The organism is Cellulomonas sp. P2_F12 (genome assembly GCF_056403775.1).
Genome location: NZ_JBFUEV010000008.1, coordinates 16,336 through 34,543, shown reverse-complemented (window position 1 = coordinate 34,543; position 18,208 = coordinate 16,336). Strand labels below are relative to the sequence as shown.

Annotated in this window: 18 protein-coding genes; 5 read left to right on the top strand and 13 right to left on the bottom strand. The window is 72.3% G+C overall.

Translation table 11 applies throughout. The features are described from left to right. Positions 1-45: 45 nt before the first annotated feature. The 3 genes from AC1DWH_RS15755 to AC1DWH_RS15745 all read right to left on the bottom strand — a co-directional run bounded on the left by AC1DWH_RS15755 (position 46) and on the right by AC1DWH_RS15745 (position 3,942). Entirely contained in the window at positions 46-1,551 is a 1,506-nt protein-coding gene (locus tag AC1DWH_RS15755) for an outer membrane protein assembly factor BamB family protein (RefSeq protein WP_477094471.1), read from the bottom strand. Positions 1,552-1,690: 139 nt separating this feature from the next. After that, the gene (locus tag AC1DWH_RS15750) at positions 1,691-2,890 is read right to left on the bottom strand and encodes an MFS transporter (RefSeq protein WP_477094470.1); all 1,200 of its coding nucleotides are present in this window, start codon (positions 2,888-2,890) and stop codon (positions 1,691-1,693) included. Positions 2,891-2,919: 29 nt separating this feature from the next. Beyond that, positions 2,920-3,942: a zinc-dependent alcohol dehydrogenase family protein gene (locus tag AC1DWH_RS15745; protein WP_477094469.1), complete on the bottom strand. Its 1,023-nt coding sequence runs from the start codon at positions 3,940-3,942 to the stop codon at positions 2,920-2,922. A gap of 131 nt (positions 3,943-4,073) precedes the next feature. On the opposite strand from AC1DWH_RS15745, the gene AC1DWH_RS15740 reads away from it, so the two are divergent. Further along, positions 4,074-4,955 (top strand): helix-turn-helix transcriptional regulator, encoded by an 882-nt coding sequence (locus AC1DWH_RS15740; RefSeq protein ID WP_477094468.1) that lies wholly within the window; start codon positions 4,074-4,076, stop codon positions 4,953-4,955. A 61-nt stretch (positions 4,956-5,016) separates the two neighbouring features. On the opposite strand, the gene AC1DWH_RS15735 is transcribed toward AC1DWH_RS15740, so the two are convergent. The 9 genes from AC1DWH_RS15735 to AC1DWH_RS15695 form a co-directional block, all read right to left on the bottom strand. Continuing rightward, a complete protein-coding gene (locus AC1DWH_RS15735) occupies positions 5,017-5,517 on the bottom strand; it encodes a DUF2231 domain-containing protein (protein WP_456846398.1) in 501 nt (166 codons plus the stop codon). Positions 5,518-5,616: 99 nt separating this feature from the next. Next, a complete protein-coding gene (locus tag AC1DWH_RS15730) occupies positions 5,617-6,936 on the bottom strand; it encodes a glycosyltransferase (protein WP_477094467.1) in 1,320 nt (439 codons plus the stop codon). A gap of 118 nt (positions 6,937-7,054) precedes the next feature. Beyond that, positions 7,055-7,648, bottom strand: a complete 594-nt coding sequence (locus AC1DWH_RS15725; RefSeq protein WP_477094466.1) for a histone deacetylase — start codon at positions 7,646-7,648, stop codon at positions 7,055-7,057. After that, on the bottom strand, positions 7,645-9,186 hold the full coding sequence (locus tag AC1DWH_RS15720) for a peptide ligase PGM1-related protein (protein ID WP_477094465.1): 1,542 nt from the start codon (positions 9,184-9,186) through the stop codon (positions 7,645-7,647). The genes AC1DWH_RS15725 and AC1DWH_RS15720 overlap by 4 nt, the downstream gene beginning before the upstream one ends. After that, on the bottom strand, positions 9,183-10,310 hold the full coding sequence (locus AC1DWH_RS15715) for an adenylate/guanylate cyclase domain-containing protein (protein ID WP_477094464.1): 1,128 nt from the start codon (positions 10,308-10,310) through the stop codon (positions 9,183-9,185). The genes AC1DWH_RS15720 and AC1DWH_RS15715 overlap by 4 nt, the downstream gene beginning before the upstream one ends. Continuing rightward, positions 10,303-10,689 (bottom strand): response regulator, encoded by a 387-nt coding sequence (locus AC1DWH_RS15710; protein ID WP_477094463.1) that lies wholly within the window; start codon positions 10,687-10,689, stop codon positions 10,303-10,305. The genes AC1DWH_RS15715 and AC1DWH_RS15710 overlap by 8 nt, the downstream gene beginning before the upstream one ends. Further along, positions 10,686-12,938 carry a GAF domain-containing protein gene (locus tag AC1DWH_RS15705; RefSeq protein ID WP_477094462.1) on the bottom strand — a complete coding sequence of 751 codons (2,253 nt, stop codon included), beginning with the start codon at positions 12,936-12,938 and terminating at the stop codon, positions 10,686-10,688. Before AC1DWH_RS15705 ends, AC1DWH_RS15710 begins: the two co-directional genes overlap by 4 nt. A gap of 103 nt (positions 12,939-13,041) precedes the next feature. Further along, on the bottom strand, positions 13,042-14,058 hold the full coding sequence (locus AC1DWH_RS15700) for an aldo/keto reductase (RefSeq protein ID WP_477094461.1): 1,017 nt from the start codon (positions 14,056-14,058) through the stop codon (positions 13,042-13,044). A gap of 27 nt (positions 14,059-14,085) precedes the next feature. Continuing rightward, positions 14,086-14,973, bottom strand: a complete 888-nt coding sequence (locus AC1DWH_RS15695; protein ID WP_477094460.1) for an aldo/keto reductase — start codon at positions 14,971-14,973, stop codon at positions 14,086-14,088. A gap of 103 nt (positions 14,974-15,076) precedes the next feature. Here AC1DWH_RS15695 and AC1DWH_RS15690 point away from each other — a divergent pair, with 103 nt between their 5' ends. The 4 genes from AC1DWH_RS15690 (at position 15,077) to AC1DWH_RS15675 (ending at position 17,492) form a co-directional block, all read left to right on the top strand. Continuing rightward, positions 15,077-16,003 (top strand): helix-turn-helix transcriptional regulator, encoded by a 927-nt coding sequence (locus tag AC1DWH_RS15690; protein ID WP_477094459.1) that lies wholly within the window; start codon positions 15,077-15,079, stop codon positions 16,001-16,003. 51 nt (positions 16,004-16,054) lie between these two features. Continuing rightward, positions 16,055-16,255, top strand: coding sequence for a DUF2510 domain-containing protein (locus AC1DWH_RS15685; protein WP_456845811.1), 201 nt, complete (start codon positions 16,055-16,057; stop codon positions 16,253-16,255). Positions 16,256-16,278: 23 nt separating this feature from the next. Beyond that, a complete protein-coding gene (locus tag AC1DWH_RS15680; RefSeq protein WP_477094458.1) occupies positions 16,279-16,752 on the top strand; it encodes a hypothetical protein in 474 nt (157 codons plus the stop codon). A 104-nt stretch (positions 16,753-16,856) separates the two neighbouring features. Then, the gene (locus AC1DWH_RS15675) at positions 16,857-17,492 is read left to right on the top strand and encodes a cysteine hydrolase family protein (RefSeq protein WP_477094457.1); all 636 of its coding nucleotides are present in this window, start codon (positions 16,857-16,859) and stop codon (positions 17,490-17,492) included. 45 nt (positions 17,493-17,537) lie between these two features. Here the strand turns inward: AC1DWH_RS15675 and AC1DWH_RS15670 are convergent, their stop codons facing one another. Next, positions 17,538-18,143 carry a DUF2510 domain-containing protein gene (locus tag AC1DWH_RS15670; protein ID WP_477094456.1) on the bottom strand — a complete coding sequence of 202 codons (606 nt, stop codon included), beginning with the start codon at positions 18,141-18,143 and terminating at the stop codon, positions 17,538-17,540. Positions 18,144-18,208: the final 65 nt, after the last annotated feature.

The following is an 18,208-nucleotide window of genomic DNA, read 5'->3' as shown; positions in this document are numbered from 1 at the left end:
ACGTCGTGTGGGGCCCGTGATCGTGGCGTCGCCCCGAGGGCGGAGTCAGTTCAGGAGCGTGAATGTCGTGTAGTCGTGGTCGTAGCCGACGAGCTTGCCGGCCTGGGCCACGACGTGATCGATCCCGTTGGGGTAGGCCATGTGCCAGGCCGGTGCACCGTCGTCGAAGGGGTACGCAACGAGCTGTGCGTCGCCGGCCTGGTCGGTGCGTTCGTACCCGATGAACACGTGGTGGGCGTCCGTCAGAAGGGTCGTCGCGACCTGCCCCTTGTCGGGCTTGATCCGCCACAGGGGCTCGCCGGTGGGCCCGTCCAGTGCGAGGACACCGGTCGAGGTCAGGACATACACCCGGCTGCGGATGACGAGGATGGACGGCCGAGTGGGGCCTTCCACGAGGTCGAACAGGCCCGGCGAGGTCCAGCGTGGGGCGCCGGTGTCGGCGTCCCACGCGTGCAGTGCCGTGTCCGCGGTCATGAGAAGCCCCGGGACGCTGCCGTCATCCACTCCGGGCTGGGCGAGCCCGCCGGTGAGGGTCCGGTCGGCGTCCGGGTTCGCGTCTGGTGCCAGGAGCGTCGCGGAGAGGGTTCCCGCCTCGTCCCAGGATTCCAGGACGAGCCGGCCGGTCGGGCCGGGCTGCCAGCCCCAGAGGGCGTTCGAGTCGGCGCCGATGTCGTCGCGGATGACGTGACCGTCCGGGGACAGCAGCTGGATCCGACCGGCCGATGTCTGCAGGATGAGCATGTCCTTGAAGCGGGAGACGCTCACACCGCCGCGCGGTGGGTCGGCGGCCAGAGGGACCTCATGGGTCCAGGTCACGGCACCGGACAGCACGTCGCGGCTGGTGACGATGTCGGTGGTGCCGTGCGTGGTCCCGACGACGATCTGCCCGTCCAGCAGCGTGAACGTCGTTGTCGCAGGTGCGGGCCATCGCGCCAGCGGAGCGCCAGAGGCGGTGTCGAGAACCTCGACGAACGTCGCGGTCGCGGGCACGTCTGTGCTCTGGCCCTGGTCGTCGAGGACCGCCGTGCCGCCGTCGGTGATCAGGCAGACGACCCGTGTGGCGTCGGCTGCATCGGCGTCCGGTGTCACGTCGGGCGCGCACAGGCTCGGGCTGCTCACGGACAGCGCACCGGCCAGTGCGGGAACGGGTCCGAGCACTTGCGTTGTCCAGGTCGGGTGGTCGGCGGGACCCCAGCGGTAGGTCAGGGAGCCATCAGCGCCACGGACCAGCCGGCCATCGCCCGGCGACCCGACCAGGACGCTGGTCTCCATCGCGGAGTAGCTCGTTCCGGCGTCGAGGTGCCCGTCGAGCTCGGGTACGACTCCTTGGACAGCGGCGAGCCGTGCGATGGCTGCGTTCTGGCGCCAGCTGATGGTGCCCTGGGTTGCCGCGAGCGCCGCGACCAGCAGCGCGGCGCCACCGGCGAGCGCCCATCGCCGCTTCTTCGTCGACCTGGTGGCGCTCGGGCTCGCGTCGGCGGCGTTGTTCTGGGACTCCTGCGCGGGCGCGCCGTCAGCCAGTTCGACGGCCTGGGTGTCGCGTCCCCTCATGGCGCGACGGTACCGACGACGGGCCGCGGTGGTGCCGGAATGCCTGGGACGTGGGCCGTTCGCTTCGCGAGCAGAACCCGTTCCGACCTGGCAGTGAGTCATCGTGCGAGGTCAGGGGCAAGATTCCAGGCCGGAACGGTCATCGTCCGCCTGGGTAGACGGAGCGGCGATACGTCACGATGACGAGGAGGGCAACGAGACCGAAGACGGTCATGGTCAGTGGAACGGCAACGCCACCCGCCGTGCCGAGCAGGATTGCGCCGAGGATGCCCGCGGCGAAGATGGCGAGGTTGAACGCGACCGGCAGGAACGAGTTCGCCACGTCGGCGTTGTGCCCGCTGACGGCGCTGAGCGGTCGCTGCAGCTGCGGCGAGGCGCCGCCGAAGGTCAGCCCCCACAGGACGACGGCGGCGTAGATCGCGACCGGCGATGCGTGGCCGACGACGAGGATCACGCCAGCCACCGCGAAGACCGCGATGGACGGGATGACCAGGGCCTGGGGGTGGCGGTCGACGAGCACGGCGGTCAGGATGAGCCCGCCGATCGAGGCGATGCCGAAGACGAGCAGGACGAGCTCGATGGACACCCCCGCACCGGCGTCGTGCAGGTAGGGCGCGATGTACGTGTACGCAGTGCTGTTGCCGAGCATCCAGGTGAAGATCACGGCGAGGATCGCGGCGACGCCGGGGATGCGGAAGACGCGGGCGAGCGGGAGCCGGTTGGCAGCGGCCTGCCCCGAGGCGTCCGGGACGAGCAGCACCGTCAGAGCCAGGACCACGACCGTCAGGACCGCCAGGCCACCGAACGACCAGCGCCAGTCGAACGTAGTGCCGAGCCAGGTGCCCAGCGGTGTCCCGAACGCGATGCCGACGGGTGCACCGGCGGCGACGAGCGACAGCGCGCGTCCGGTGAGCGCCGGCGGGCTGATCCGGACCGCGTAGCCGGCGAACAGACCCCAGAGCATCCCGGAGAACCCACCCGCGACGAACCGCGCCACGAGCGCGAGCGGGACGTCCGAGGCGATCGCCGTGAGGAGGTTGGCCAGCAGGAAGCCGACGATCCCCAGCAGGAACAGCGGCTTGCGCCGGAACCTGCGGGTCAGCGCGATCGCCGGGATGGTCACCACGATGGTGCCGAGCGCGTAGGCACTGACGTACTGGCCGACGACCCCCTCGGAGGTTCCCATCCCGTCGGCGATCTGCGGCAGGAGCCCGGCTGGCATCGTCTCGGTGGAGATGAGCAGGAACCCCAGCAGCGCGAACACCGACAGGGCTCGCCAGGGCAGCCGGTCAGGGGGTGTCTCAACCGGAGCGGCTGGTGCGGCGTAACTGAGGCTCACGGGTGGTCCTTCCTGTGGATCGGATCGGGTCAGGGCCGAAGCAGGACCTTGATCGCGCGGCGCTCGTCCATCGCGCGGTACCCGTCGGCGGCCTGCTCGAGGGGCAGCTCGAGGTCGAAGACCTTGCCCGGGTCGATCTGCCGGGTCCAGATCAGGTCGATCAGCTCGGGCAGGAAGCGGCGCACGGGTGCGGGTCCGCCGTGCAGGTGCACGTGGGAGAAGAACAGCTCCTCACCGGGCAGCGACACGTCGTGCAGGACGCCGACGTAACCGACGTGCCCACCGGGCCGGGTGGCGCGGATCGCCTGCATCATCGACTCCTGGGTGCCGACGGCCTCGACGACACTGTGGGCGCCGAGCCCGTCAGTGAGCTCCTTGACGCGCTCGACGCCCTCGTCGCCGCGCTCGGTGACGATGTCGGTCGCGCCGAACTCGATCGCCAGCCTCTGCCGGTCGGCGTGCCGGCTCATCGCGATGATCCGCTCGGCACCCAGCTGTCTGGCCGCCAGGATCGCGAGCAGACCGACGGCGCCGTCGCCGACGACGGCGACGGTCTTGCCCGGTCCGACCTCCGCGGCGACGGCGCCGAACCAGCCGGTGCCGAGCACGTCGGACGCTGCGAGCAGGGACGGGATCAGGTCGGCCGGCGGGATCCCGGGAGTCGCCACGAGGGTGCCGTCGGCGAGCGGGACGCGCAGCAGCTCGGACTGCCCGCCGGTCGCGGCACCAGGCTGCCGGTGGATGCACGACGTCTGGTAGCCGGCCCGACAGATCGCGCAGGTGTTGTCCGAGGCGAAGAACGACCCCACCACGAACTGACCCGGCGTGATCGTCGTGACGTCGGCGCCGACCTGCTCGACGATCCCGACGTACTCGTGGCCGATCGCCACCGGCTCGTCGACTGCGTCGACGCCCCGGTACGGCCACAGGTCCGATCCGCAGATGCAGGTGGCGACCAGGCGCAGGATCGCATCCGTCGCTTCGACGATCTGGGGGTCGGGTCGGTCCTCCACCCGCACGTCACCGGCTCCGTACAGCACTGCACCACGCATCGAGCTCTCCATCCAGACGGTTTTCGGGGCTCCCGCAAGGAAAGCCGCCCGGCGTGCGGACAGGGAGTCTCTGCTCTGAGGTGCCCTGGCAGGGCACCCCACGGCCGGCGACCCGCAGATACCGTCGAGGGATGGACACCACCGGAGAGGCACGCGCCTTCCTGGTCTCGCGCCGCGGAAGGCTCACCCCCGAACAGGTCGGCCTGCCCTCCGGGTCCGCCCGACGCGTGGCCGGGCTGCGTCGCGGCGAGGTCGCATCCCTGGCGAACCTGAGCATCGAGTACTACACGCGCCTCGAGCGCGGGAACCTCGCCGGCGCGTCCGATGCCGTGCTGCACGCGATCGCCGACGCGCTGCGCCTCGACGACGCCGAACGTCAGTACCTGCTCGACCTGGCCAACGCCGCGAGCAGCACCGGGCGGCCCCGGACGCGTCGCCGGGAGAGGGTCTGGACCGCGACGCCCGCGCAGCAGGCGATGCTCGACGCGATCACCGGAGCGGCCGCGTTCATCCGCAACGGGCGCATGGACATCGTCGCGACGAACGCTCTGGCCCGCGCCTTCTACGACGACATCTACGACGTCACAGGCACGCCACCGAACTTCGCGCGGTTCACCTACCTGCACCGGGACCGCTCCGAACGCTTCTACGGCGACTGGGACCGCATCGCCGACAACGACGTCGCGATCCTTCGTGCCGAGGCCGGGCGGGACCCCTACGACAAGGGACTGCAGGACCTGATCGGTGAGCTGTCGACCCGGAGCGAGGAGTTCCGCCGGCGTTGGGCCGCCCAGGACGTCCGGCAGCACTCCACCGGGACCAAGGACTTCCACCACCCGGTCGTCGGCGATCTTGAGGTCCACTACCAGGCCATGGAGCTCGTCGCCGAGCACGCCATCACCCTGACGATCTACACCGCCGAGCCCAACAGCCCGACGGCCGAACGCCTCCAGCTGCTCGCCAGCTGGGCCGCGACCCACGAACCGCTGGGCTCGGACGCGCGCTCACGCTGACTCGACCCCGGATTTCGGTCGTCACGGTGATCGCGGTTCTCGCCGTTCCGTCGACCCGACGTCAGTCGTCGCCGTCCCCGGACTGCTGCGTGGAGACCTTGCCGTCCCACGTGGCCTGCGCGCCCGAGTCGCCGGCCTTCACCACGGCGACGACGGTGCCCGCGGCGACCACCACGGCCAGCACCCCACCGACGATGCCGATCCACCGGTCCCGGGCGGTCCGCGCCCCGTCCTGGTGGTCGACGTACCGACCCCAGAGCCAGATCGCGACGGACAGCGCGGACAGGGCGAGGGCCCACGGCAGGACCCCGTCGCCCAGGCCGGCGTGCTTCTCGACCAGGTCCGAGTGCGGCACCCGGCCCTCGAGCCACTCCCCGTAGTGCGTCGTGAGCGGGACCAGGAGCGTGGAGCCGACCGTGAGGATCGGGGTGATGACGCCGAGCCTGCGGCGCAGCACCGGCCACCACGCGGTCACCGCCACGAGCACGGCGGCGAGGGGCAGCAGCACGACGACCGCGTGCACGAGCAGGATGTGGGTGGGAAGACCGTTGACCTCGTTCACGCCGACCTCCGTCGATGGGGATGCCTGCGTGACGCTAGGGGCGCATTCTCAGCGGATTCTCGGAGCACGCACAGCCTTGGGTGCGCGCTCCGAGACCACTCAGGCGCCGACCGTCGCGCGCTCCCGCGCCGTCTCCTCGACGACCTCGACCGTGCGGGCGACCGCGTCGTAGCGCGCGTACTCCGCAGCGAGCTCGGTCGCACGCCGCCGGTAGGACGGGTCGGCCAGCACCTCCAGCACGCCGGAGCGGACGGCGGCGGCCGAGGCCACGTCCTGTGCGTCGGTGCGGACCCCGACCCCGGTGCCCGACCAGACGACCCGGGCGGTGACCTCGGCCTTGTCCTCGGTCCGTCCGGCGACGACGAGCGGGACGCCGTGCGCGAGCGCCTGCTGGACCCCGCCGAAGCCGCCGTTGGTCACCATCACGTCGACCAGGGGCAGCAGGTGCTCGAACGGCACGAACCGCGCGGCGCGCACGTTCGCCGGCCGGTCGGGCACGACCTCGTCGGGCTCCCCGATCGCGGTCGTCGCGACCACGAGCACGTCCTGGTCCGCCAGCCCCTCGAGGGTCGGGCGCAGCAGCCGGTCGGGGTCGGTGGCGATCGTCCCCTGCGTCACCAGGACGACGGGCCGCCCGGCCTCGCGGGCCGCCAGGACGTCCGACCACCAGGCGGGCTCGTCGAACGCGTCGACGCCGCGCGGCGTGATCTGGCCGACGAACTCGAGCTCGGGGTGCGGCTCCAGGCGCGGGTACTCGAACCCGGGCACCGACGCCTGCAGCAGCCGGTCGGCGATCGTCCCGACCCAGTCGAAGAAGAAGACGTCGAGGTCGCCGGCGCCCACCTGCTGGGCGACGAGCTGCGCCTCGCGCTGCGCGTCGCGGAAGACGACCTTCTGGATCAGCAGGGTCAGCGCCCGCTGCTTGAGGCGGTCGAGCGCGTGGCGCGGCGGCTGCAGGCCGGGCCCGAAGGGCGGGACGTCGCGGCCGGAGAGCTGCAGGGGCAGGACGGACAGCTGGACCGACGGCACGCCGTGCCGCCGGGCGGCGAGCGCCCCGGCGACGAACGCGCTCTCCACGACGGCGACGTCGGGCTGCTCGGCGGCCAGGTAGGCGGAGACGTCGTCGACGTAGGCGGGCACGGTCCGCACGAAGAGGTGCACGACCTCCCAGCGCAGCCGGCGCAGGCCGGGCCCGGGGGCGCCGTTCGCGTCGGACCAGGCGCTGACGTCGGAGTCGTCCTCGTCGCGGCCGAGGGTCATGGGGACGTACCGCGCGCCGGTGGCCTCGACGGCGCCGGCGAACTTGCTGCCGGTGTAGACGTCGACGTCGTGACCGGCGTCGACCAGGGCCCGCACGATCGGCAGCGCGGGTCGCACGTGCCCGGTGATCGGCGTGAGGGTGAACAGGACCTTGCTCATGACGGTGCTCTCCAGTGTCGGCACGGTAGAGGGGGGTGGCGGGTTTGCCGCGCTGTCAGGAACCGGGCGGGACCGGCCTGATACATCCGGTCCGTCCGGGTTCCCCTGACGCGTCCCCTCAGAGCGACGCGCTCATGCCCGGGATCGCGGCGAGGTACGCACGCACCTCGGCGGGACCCCACCCGTGCGTCTCGCGCAGGCCGGTCTCCATCGTTCGCAGGTAGGCCTGGGTCGGCGTCGCCAGCGGCGCGTCGTCGAACGGCTCGGACGTCAGGGTGACCAGCGGGATCCCGTCGCGTGCCCCCAGGTGCACGATCGTCTCGTAGCGCCCGGGCCCGTAGCGGTGCCGTCCCTCGCGACGGAGCATCTGCAGGTCCAGGTCCTCGCCGGGGTCGCGGCGCATCTCCTGGGCCAGGACGTCCGCCAGCTGCCCGGTGCGCAGCAGGTAGGCGACCGCGGCGACGCGGCCGTCCCCGTCCGGGTCGAAGACCGCGGTGCCCCCGCCCCAGGCCTTCGACGCCCCCGTGAACGACAGGCTCCCGCGGACGACGAGGCGGACGGTACGCGCGGGCTCGGTCCGGTCGCGGCACCCGGGGTAGGTCCGCAGGCTCCCCGGCGGGCGCCCGCCGTGCAGGTAGAAACCGAACCGGTCCGCGCTCAGGTTCGAGCCGTAGGCGACGTACCAGACGTGGTCGACGGCGTCCGTCGTCATCCCGGCAGCGCCCGCGCGCGCCCGGCCGCCGCGGCCTCGGCGAGGAGGACCTCCTCGGCTCGCGCGTACAGGTCCATCGCCTGCTCCGGCGTGTCCCCGACGGCGGTCAGGCCCACGCGGCCCAGCTCCGTCAGGCAGCTGATCATGTGGAACACGACGCCCGTCTGCCGGGACTGGTCGAAGTGGAGGCCGTGCCGCGCCACGACGTCGAACAGGTCGACCACCCGCAGGGCGCGCAGCTCGGGTGCCTCGAGGTGGTCGGTCGCGACGAGGTGCTTCTCGTCGCCGGTGGACGTGAGGTAACGGCCGGAGGGTCCGTCGTAGCGGCCGTCGGTGAGGAACTGCAGGGTGAGGAACGGGTGCGTGGTCCCGCCCTTGCGCAGGTTCAGCTCGATGGCGTGCGCGGTCCAGGCGCCCGACGCGTCGCGGACGACGACGAAGTCGACGGCGAACCGGCCCAGGACACCTTCCCGCGCCAGGCGGCGGCCGATGACCTCGGCGGGCTCGCTGATCAGGCGCGAGTACGCCGGGTCGGCGGGGAACGTGCAGCCCAGGTAGCGCTGCCCGCTGGGCCCGCCGAGCAGCTGGTCGTGGGTGGAGAGCAGCTCGACCGTGCCGTCGGGCAGGACGCGCAGCTGCACGCTCGGGCTGCGCAGCTCGGTGCCGGTGACGCGTTCCTCGACGATGCCGCCGCCGGTGAACCGTTCCCAGTACTGGGCGCGGCTCAGGGTCGGCGACTCCAGCTCGAGGGCCTCGACCCGCGCGCGCACGTCCGCCGGGTCGGCCGGCGACGTGAGGCCCGCCAGGTCGACGACGGCGTTGCCGCTCCCGGAGACGCCGTCGTTCAGCTTCACGATCACCTGCCCGCTGCCCGGCCCGGCGGCGAGCATGCGCACGATCGCGTCGACGACGTCCTCGCGGCTGTGCAGGTCCTCGGCGCCGAAGGGGTGCAGCACGCCCTCCTCGGCGAACAGGCGACGGCAGCCCGTCTTGCTGCCGAGGTCGGCCAGCCCCGGGTCCGAGCCGTACATCGGGATCCCGAGGTGGAGCGCCAGGTCGCGCTCCCGCTCCGTGGTGCTGTACGCGATGAGGTGGCAGCGCTCGCGGTTCGGGATCGCCGCCACGATGGAGGCGATCAGCCGGGGCCGGTCGAGGAGCTTCTCGTTGAGCGGGCGCAGCGTGGCGTCGTCGACCGAGACAAGCGTGAGCCGTGCGCGGGCGTGGCTGGGGATCACGCCGGGGAGCAGGGCGAGGTAGTACTCGATGATGCTGTCCTTGATCGGCGTCGAGGTCACGTACGTCATCCGCAGCAGCGGTTGCCGCAGCAGGAGCAGCAGGAACAGGAAGCGCTCCTCGTACGCCTGCACCAGTCCGGCGCTCCCGACGGACAGCCCGTCGACCGCCACCGACGGGACGACCACGACCGACTCGTCCTCGTGGTCGCGCCGCATGACGTCCCACACCGAGCGCATCCGCTGCTGGAGCACCTCGAACCGCGCCTGGCGCCCGACCTCGTCCAGCTCCTCCAGCGTGGTCACGGCTGCCTCACCCCTGCGCTCTCGACGGCGAACGTCCCCACCGGCCGGCTGAAGCCCCGCAGGTCGAGCTCACCCATCGGCCGACCGTCCACCCGGTCCTCGACGGCGGAGAAGACGCGCTGGCTGACCAGCACCTGGCCGGCCGCGGCCGCGGCGCACAGCCGGGCCGCCAGGTTGGTGACGCTCCCGATCGCCGCGTAGTCGGACCGTCCCTCGAAGCCGATCCGGCCGAGCGTCGCGTAGCCCTGCGCGACGCCGACGCCGAAGCCGAGCTCGTGACCCCGGCGGGACCAGCCGACGGCGAGGCCGGCCACCCGGTCCTGCATCGCCATCCCCATCGCGACTGCCCGCCAGGCCGGGTCCTCGCAGGTCACCGGGTCGTTGAAGAAGACCATCAGCCCGTCGCCCGTGAACCGCTCGAGGGTCCCCTCGTACTCGTCGATGAGCTCGCCCAGCGCCCGGTGGTACTCCCGCAGCACCGACATCACCTCCTCGGGCTCCGACTGCTCCGCGAACGGCGTGAACCCGCGCAGGTCGCAGAACACGACGACGATCTCCCGGCGGTGGCTGTCCAGCAGCGACTCGTCGCCGGAGTCGATCACCAGGTCGGCCAGCTGTGGGGGGAGGAACCGCCGGAGCCGGCTCAGCCGCTGCAGCTCGTCGACCTGGGCGCGGACGCGTGCCTCGAGGTCCCGGTTCCACTCCGCCAGCTCGGCCGCCTGCCGCGCGATCGTGTCCTGGTACTTCTTCACGCGGGCCAGTGACGCCACGCGGGCCACAAGCTCGCCCTGGTTGAAGGGCTTCGTGACGAAGTCGTCGGCGCCGGCCTCGATGGCGCGCAGCTTCTCCTGGTCGCCGCTCGCCGTGATCATCACCACCGGCAGGTACGCGGTGGCCGGGTCCGCCCGGACCCGGCGGCAGACCTCGTAGCCGTCGATCCCGGTCATGACGATGTCGAGCAGGACCAGGTCGACGGGCTGGGTCGGGTCCTCCAGGACGCGCAGGGCCTCCTCGCCCGACCCCGCGAGGACCAGCCGGTAGCCCCGCGGCTCCAGCACCGCCTGCAGCAGCCGCAGGTTCTGCGGCACGTCGTCGACGGCGAGGACGGACACCGGATCAGGCATGGGCGTGGCCGCTGACGAGGAACGCGTCGACCTGGGCGGGCAGCGCGCGGACGCTGATCGGCTTCGACAGGTAGCCGTCGAAGCCGTCGGCGAGCGCCCGGTCGCGGTCCGCCTGCATCGCGAACGCGGTGACGGCGACCACGGGGACGTCGGCGACCACGGGGTCCAGACGGATCCGGTGCAGTGCCTCCACCCCGTCGATGCCCGGGAGCTGGAGGTCCATGAGGACGAGGTCCGGGCAGCACTCGTGCGCCCGGTCGACGCCCTCCTCGCCCGACCTGGCCTCGACGACGTCGTAGCCGCGGACCTGGAGCACGTCGCGGATCAGCTTGAGGTTCAACGCGTTGTCCTCGACCACGAGGATGCGACCGGTCGTCATCCCCGCCCCCTTCCGGTGGTGACGTCGGCGTCGGCGGGCAGGCACCCGCAGCTGCGCAGTGCGGCGACCAGGTCGTCGCGGCCGACGGGCTTGATCAGGTACTCCGTCGCGCCCATGGCGAGGCCGCGGGAGCGCTCGTCGACGATCGACGCGATGACGACCGGGATGTCGCGCGTGGCCTCGTCCGCCTTCAGGCGCTCGAGGACCTGCCAGCCGTCCAGGCCCGGGAGACGCAGGTCCAGCACGACCGCGGCGGGCAGCGACGAACGGATCTCGTGGAGCCCCGACCGGCCGTCGCGCGCCCGGACCACCCGGACGCCGAGGCCGTCGAGGTAGGCCGCGAGCAGGTCGAGCGAGGCGCGGTCGTCGTCGACCACCACGACGACGGGCGCATCGTCGCGTGCCCCGTCCGCGCCGGCGCGCGGCGCGGTGTCGACGGGGACGACGAAGCCGAACGTGCTGCCGACGCCGACGTCGGTCTCCAGCCACATCCGACCGCCGAGCAGCGCGACGAGGCGTCGGCAGAGGGTCAGGCCGAGCCCCGTGCCCTCCTCCTTCGGCGCGCCCCGCCGCCCCTGCTGGAACGCCTCGAAGATGTGCTCCCGCTCCTCCGGCGCGATCCCCGGACCGTCGTCGGCGACGGTGACCTCGAGGTCCGGCCCGACGCGGCGCACGTCGACGACGACATGGCCGCCGTCGGGCGTGAACTTCACGGCGTTGCTCAGCAGGTTGACCAGGACCTGCTTGAACTTCAGCTCGTCGGACTCGATCACGTCGACCGCCGGGTCGACGGTGCACGCGAGCGTGATGCCGTGGTCGTTCGCGCGCCCGCGGACCGTCGCGACGCCGTAGTCGACGGCGGCGGACACCGAGAAGGTGGACGGCTCGAGCTCCATGCGCCCCGCCTCCACCTTCGAGAGGTCGAGGATCTCGTTCAGCAGCTCGAGCAGGTGCTGCCCCGAGCTGAGGATGTCGCGCAGGTACTCCTCCTGGCGCTCGTTGATGTCGCCGAAGAGCCTCTCGAGGAGGACCTCGGAGAACCCGATCACGGCGTTGAGGGGCGTCCGGAGCTCGTGGGACATGCTCGCCAGGAAGTCCGACTTGTGCTGGCTCACCACCTCGAGCTCGGCCGTCTTGACCTCGAGCTCGCGGAACAGCCGGGCGTTGGTCACGGCGAGGGCCGACTGGCTGGCGAACGTCTCCAGGAAGTCGATGGTCTCCTGCGCGAACGCCCCGGGCGAGCGGCGGCGCACGACGAGCGCGCCGACGATCCGTTCCCCGCGCAGCACGGGGACCGCGAGCACCGAGCGCCAGCCGTCGGCGTGCAGCACCGCCAGGTGGGGGTCGAGGTCGACCTCGTCCAGGTCGGGTACGGCCACCGGGTGGCGCTCGAGCGCGGCACGCCCGACCAGCGTGGCGTGGAGCTCGATCGGCACCGAGCGGAGCGCGGCCAGGAGCTCGGGGCTGCTCGCGTACGCGCTGCGGACGGAGAACAGCTGGTCCTCCTCGAGGTACTCCATCATCGAGCCGCCGTCGCAGCCCGAGAAGCGCACGGCGTTCTTGATGATGGTGGCCAGGACCTCGTCGAGGACGAGGCTGGAGCTGACGATCCCGCCGACCGAGCTCAGCGCCTCGAGCTGGTCGACGCGCCGCGCGAGCTCGGCCCCGCGGGCGTCGAGCGCCGCGAGCAGGTCCACGTGCCGCACGACGATCGCGGCCTGCGCGGCGAACGCCTCGAGGAGGGTGACCGCACCCGGGTCGAACGGCTCCACCTCGCTGCGCAGGAGCGACAGGGCGCCCACCACCTCGTCGTCCAGCATCATCGGGGCCGCCACCACGGTGCGGAACCCGACCATCTCCTGGAGATCGCGCCGGCGATAGGCGGGGTCGACGAGGACGTCGGAGATCTGCTGGACCTTCCGGCCCGTCGCGGCTCGCCCCACGATCGTGTCGCCGTCCACCCGGATCGGGTGCTCGCGCCAGTAGTGCCGCAGCTCGTCGGTCAGGCCCACGGACGACGCGAGCGTGAACCGGTCGCCGTCGATGAGGTAGACCAGCACGGTCTGGGCCCGGCACAGGCGCCGCGCGGTGTGCACGATCGTGTCGAGGACGGCGTCGGGGTCGGCGGCCGATCCCAGCGCGGTGAGGACGGCGTTCGCGGCCGCGAACTGGTCGGTGGCGTCGTCGTAGGCGCGCCGCAGGAGATCGTGCTCCGCCTGGCTGACGGTTCCGCTCTGCAGATCGGCCATCCTCGGCCGCCCTTCCCCGGGTCTCGACGTCCCGGGCGCACCTCAGTCTGCTCGCGGGCCTACGACTGGTGCAATGACGTCGCAGCGTCGAGAGCGGCAGCGATCAGCGGCGCCGGGCGGCGGCGGTGAGCTCGTGGGCACCGTAGCTGTTGTCGTCCGGGTTCATCGTCACGCCCGGCGCGACGATCTGGTCGATGCGGTCGAGCACATCGGGGCTCAGGGTGAGCTCGGCGGCGGGCAGGTAGGACTCGAGCTGCTCGATGGTGCGCGGGCCCACGATCGCCGAGGTCACGCCGGGGTGGTTGACGACGAACGCGATCGCCAGCTCGATCAGGCTGAGCCCGGCCTCCTCGGCGAGCAGGGCGAGGTCCTCGACGGCGTCGAGCTTGCGCTGGTTGGCGGGGCTGGTCATGTCGAACCGCGCGCTCGGGCGGGCCGACGAGGTCGGCGCACCTGCGGAGTCCTTGCGCCAGCGGCCCGAGAGCCAGCCGCCCGCCAGCGGGCTGTAGGTGAGCGTGCCCATGCCGTGGCGCCGGGTGGTGGGCAGGACGTCCTCCTCGACGCCGCGCACGAGGATCGAGTACGGGGGCTGCTCGGTGACGAACCGCTCCAGGTGCCGCTCGCGCGAGACGGCCTGGGCCTCGACGATCTGCGACCCGGAGTACGACGAGGACCCGATGTAGCGGACCTTGCCCTGGTGGACCAGGTCGCTCAAGGCCCCGAGCGTCTCGGAGACGTCGGTGTCCGGGCTGGGTCGGTGCACCTGGTAGAGGTCGATGTGGTCGGTGCCCAGGCGTCGGAGCGAGTCCTCGACGGCGCGGATGATCCACCGGCGTGACCCCCCGCCCTGGTTCGGGCCGTCGCCCATGGGCATGAAGAACTTGGTCGCCAGGAACACGTCGTCGCGGCGGCCGGTCAGCGCCTGGCCGACGATCTGCTCGGACACCCCGGCGGAGTACACGTCGGCCGTGTCCACGACGTTGATCCCGGCGTCGAGCGCGCGATGGATGATCCGCGTCGTGTCGGTGCGGTCGTCGTTGCCCCAGGGGCCGAACATCATCGCGCCGAGGCACAGCGGGCTGACCTGGACGCCGGTGCGTCCGAGCGGGCGGTACTGCATGGGGGAGCTCCTTGCTGTGGCTGGGGGTCAGGCCTCGGGGATGTCGCGACCGAAGGCCTCGAGGGTCACGGCCTCCGGCGCGGGTCCTCCGCGACGCCCCGTGTCCAGCGCGTCGATGGACGCGAGCTCGTCGACCGTGAGCGCGATGTCGGCGACGGCGAAGTTCTCGGCGATGCGGGCGGGGGTCACCGACTTCGGGATGGCGGAGCGGCCCTGCTGCAGGTGCCAGGCGAGCATCACCTGCGCCAGGGTCCTGCCGTGGGCCGCCGCGATCCCGGCGATGGCCGGGTCCTCGAGCGTGGAGGTGTGGCCGGCGTCGCGGTAGAACGTGATGCCGCCGATGGGCGACCAGGCCTGCGTCACGATCCCGTGCTCGGCGTCGGCGGCCAGGACGCCGGGCTGACGGAAGTACGGGTGGACCTCGACCTGGTTCACGGCCGGGACCACCGTGGTGGCCTCGAGCAGCCCGGCGAGGTGGTCGGGCATGAAGTTGGAGACCCCGATGGCCGCGACCTTGCCGTCGGCCAGCAGCGTCTCCAGCGCGCGATAGGCGTCGATGGTGAGCTCGAACCGGCCGGGCAGAGCCTGGTGCAGGATCAGCAGGTCGATCGTGTCCACGCCGAGCTTGGCGGCGGACTTGTCGAACGCGTGCAGCGTGGCGTCGTACCCGTAGTCGCTGATCCAGACCTTGGTCTCGACGAACACCTCGTCGCGGGCCACGCCGGACTCGCGGATCGCCTGGCCGACCTCGCGCTCGTTCCCGTACGCGGCGGCGGTGTCGATGTGCCGGTAGCCGACCTCCAGGGCGGTGCGGACGGCCGCGACGGTCTCGGCGGGCGGGGTCTGGAACACCCCGAAGCCGAGGGCGGGCATCGTCACGCCGTTGTTCAAGGTCAGGGTCGGGATGGTCGTCATGACGTTCACCGTACGAACGGGTCGAGCCCCCTGGGAGGGTCTGTCGTTACCCGGTAACGCCAGGACCTCCCCGCAGCGGGCACCGGAACGTACGGTCGACGGTATGGACCTGAGCGCCGAGACCCGCGAGTTCCTCATGACGCGCCGCGGCCGCATCACGCCGGATCGTGCCGGTCTGGCGGCGTACGGCGGCAACCGGCGCGTGCCGGGCCTGCGTCGTGAGGAGGTCGCGATGCTGGCCGGGGTGAGCATCGACTACTACACGCGCATGGAGCGGGGGAACCTCTCGGGGGTCTCCGAGGAGGTCCTCGAGGCCCTGGCGGAGGCGCTGCAGCTCGACGAGGCCGAGCGCGGGCACCTGTTCGACCTGTCCCGCGCCGCCAACGCCTCGGGGGTGGCCCGGTCCCGGGCCCGCAACGCGTCGACTCCCGTGCTGCGTCCCGTCGTCCAGCGCATCATCGACGCCCTCGACGGCGCGCCCGCGTTCGTGCGCAACGGCCGCCTCGACGTGCTCGGCGCCAACCTGCTGGGCCGCGCGCTCTACTCGCCGCTCTACGACTCGCTGCAGCGGGGGAGCGGCAGGCCGGTCAACACGGCCCGTTTCCAGTTCCTCGACCCCGCCGCCGCGCGAGCGTTCTGGGGCGAGAAGGCCGACCGCATGGCGCACGACGCCGTCGCGATCCTGCGCGCCGAGGCCGGTCGCAACCCGTACGACAGGCGCCTGACCGACCTGGTCGGGGAGCTGTCCACCCGCAGCGAGGACTTCCGCCGGCTGTGGGCCTCGCACGACGTCCGCTACCACCGCTCCGGGACCAAGACGTTCCACCACCCGGCGGTCGGCCTGCTCGAGCTCGACTACGAGGCCCTCGTCCTGCCCGCCGACCCCGGGCTGCAGCTCAACGTGTACTCGGCCGTCCCGGGCTCACCGTCGGCGGACGGCCTGAAGCTCCTCGCGTCCTGGGCCGCGACGACCCTGGCCGAGCCGCCGTCGATCGGCTCGGCTCCCCCCTCCCGCGCGGCGACGGACTGACGCATCGGGGCGCCGCTGCCGTCGCCCTGCCCGGCGCTGTACGTTGGGCTCGTGCCCACCACACCGGCCAGCTGGTACCCGGACCCGATCCAGCCCTCGCGCCTGCGGTACTGGGACGGCGCCACGTGGACCGGCTACCTGGTCGATCCCGAGCGGCCCACCGTCGTCCGGTACGAGCAGCCGCCGTGGGCGCCGCTGCCTCCGGGTGGGATCAACGTGCCGCTCTCGGTGGTGCTGTCCGCGGGGTTCTGAGAACGGACCGCTACCTTCTCCCCGTGACCCTGCCGCAGACCCCGCCGCCCGTCTCCGACGACGAGCTGGTCAGATCCCTCACGCCGATCACGTACGCGTACTGCGGTGCGCTGCTGCTGGTCGGCCTGCTCGGCGTCCTCGTCCTCGTCCCGAACCCGACCGTGACGCCGACGGGGCTGCTCATCGGCGCCGGGCTCGGGCTCGCGGCCTGGTTCGTCCCCGCTCTGATGATCCCCAACCGGCTCCGGTTCGCGGCGCGGCAGGGCCTGGCGCCGGAGCTCGTCCCCGGGGTCGTCCGGACCGTGGTGTGGATCGGCATCTCGTTCGCCACGCTGCCTGCGATGCTCGGACTCGTCGTCGCCGTGTCGAGCGGCCACGACGTCGGCGCGCTCGTGTTCAGCGTCCCGCTGGCCATGGCGTCGCTGGTGCTGAACGTGTCGGGCCCCCGAGCGGTCCGCCGTCACCTCGAGCGGGCGCGGTCGACCGTCGCGTCCTGATCTCGAGGTTGTCCGGCTCGGCGCGCAGGCGCAGGCTAGCCCCGACCGCACCCGCGAGCCTCGGGTGCGTGCCCGTTCCGCACACATCGAGCAATGGAGCAGAGATGAACCCGGAGACCACGGCACTCGTGCTGATCGAGTTCCAGAACGACTTCACCAGCGAGGGTGGGGTCCTGCACGGCGCGGTGCAGCCCGTGATGGAGAGCACCGGCATGCTGGCCAACGCCCAGAAGGCCCTCGAGGCGACGCGAGCCGCCGGCGCCACCGTGATCCACAGCCCGATCGCGTTCCAGGCCGGGTACGGCGAGATCACCGCGCACCCCTACGGGATCCTCAAGGGCGTCGTGGACTCGAACGCCTTCGTCAAGGGCTCCTGGGGCGCGGCGATCGTCGAGGACGTGGCCCCCGTCGAGGGCGACATCGTCATCGAGGGCAAGCGTGGCCTGGACGCCTTCGGGTCGACGAACCTCGACTTCATCCTGCGGTCCAAGGGCATCACGACCGTGGTGCTGGCCGGCTTCCTCACCAACTGCTGCGTCGAGTCGACCATGCGCTCGGCGTACGAGAAGGGCTTCGAGGTCATCACGCTCACCGACGCCGTCGGCGCGACGTCCCAGGCCGAGCACGACAACGCGATCACCTACGACTACCCGATGTTCTCCAAGCCGATGACGGCCGACGAGTACATCGGCACCCTGCAGGGCACGACGGTCGCGGCGAACACCTCGCGCGGCTACTGAGCGGCGCGGCTCGGCGGCCGGGTCACGCCACCCGGCCGCCGGCCGCTACCCACCGACACCACCGAGGCCGCCGAGACCACCGAGGCCGTCGAGGCCGCTGAGCCCACCGAGACCGCCCAGGCCGTCGAGCCCCGTCGACGCCTGCCCGGCGGCCTCGACCGGGACCGCGATGAACAGGGCGAGGGCCGCGACGAGCCCGACGCCGGCGAGCAGCCAGCCCACCACGGAGAGCGGGGGCGCGCCGCGGAAGACCGCGCGGTGGTAGTTGCGCAGGGCCCGGCCGACCAGGAACACGGCGCCGATCCCCCCGAGGACCCAGATGTCGCCGGGGCCGCCCAGGCCGAGGCTGACGGCGCCCGTCAGCACGAGGAGCCCGAGGGCGGCGCAGAACGCGCCGATCGCGCCGCGCCGGACCCGGCACGCCTCCCCGATGCGGTGCTTGAGGAACGCGGCCTCCCGGTCGGCGTCGTCCTCGGGGCTGAGCGACAGGCCCAGCCGGGACGGCACCGCGGCGCCGATGAACCGGCTCTCCATCGCCTCGGGTTCCGGCGAGGTGTACTCGGTCCAGCCCACGCCGTCGAACCACCGGCGCACCCCGACGGTCGTCCCGTCGGCGTACCAGCCGGCGGCCGGGAGCGCGTCGTCGGCCATGGCGCGATGGTCGCAGCGGGACCTGAGGATCAGGCTCCCGCGGCGTCCGATTCACTCGACCGCCG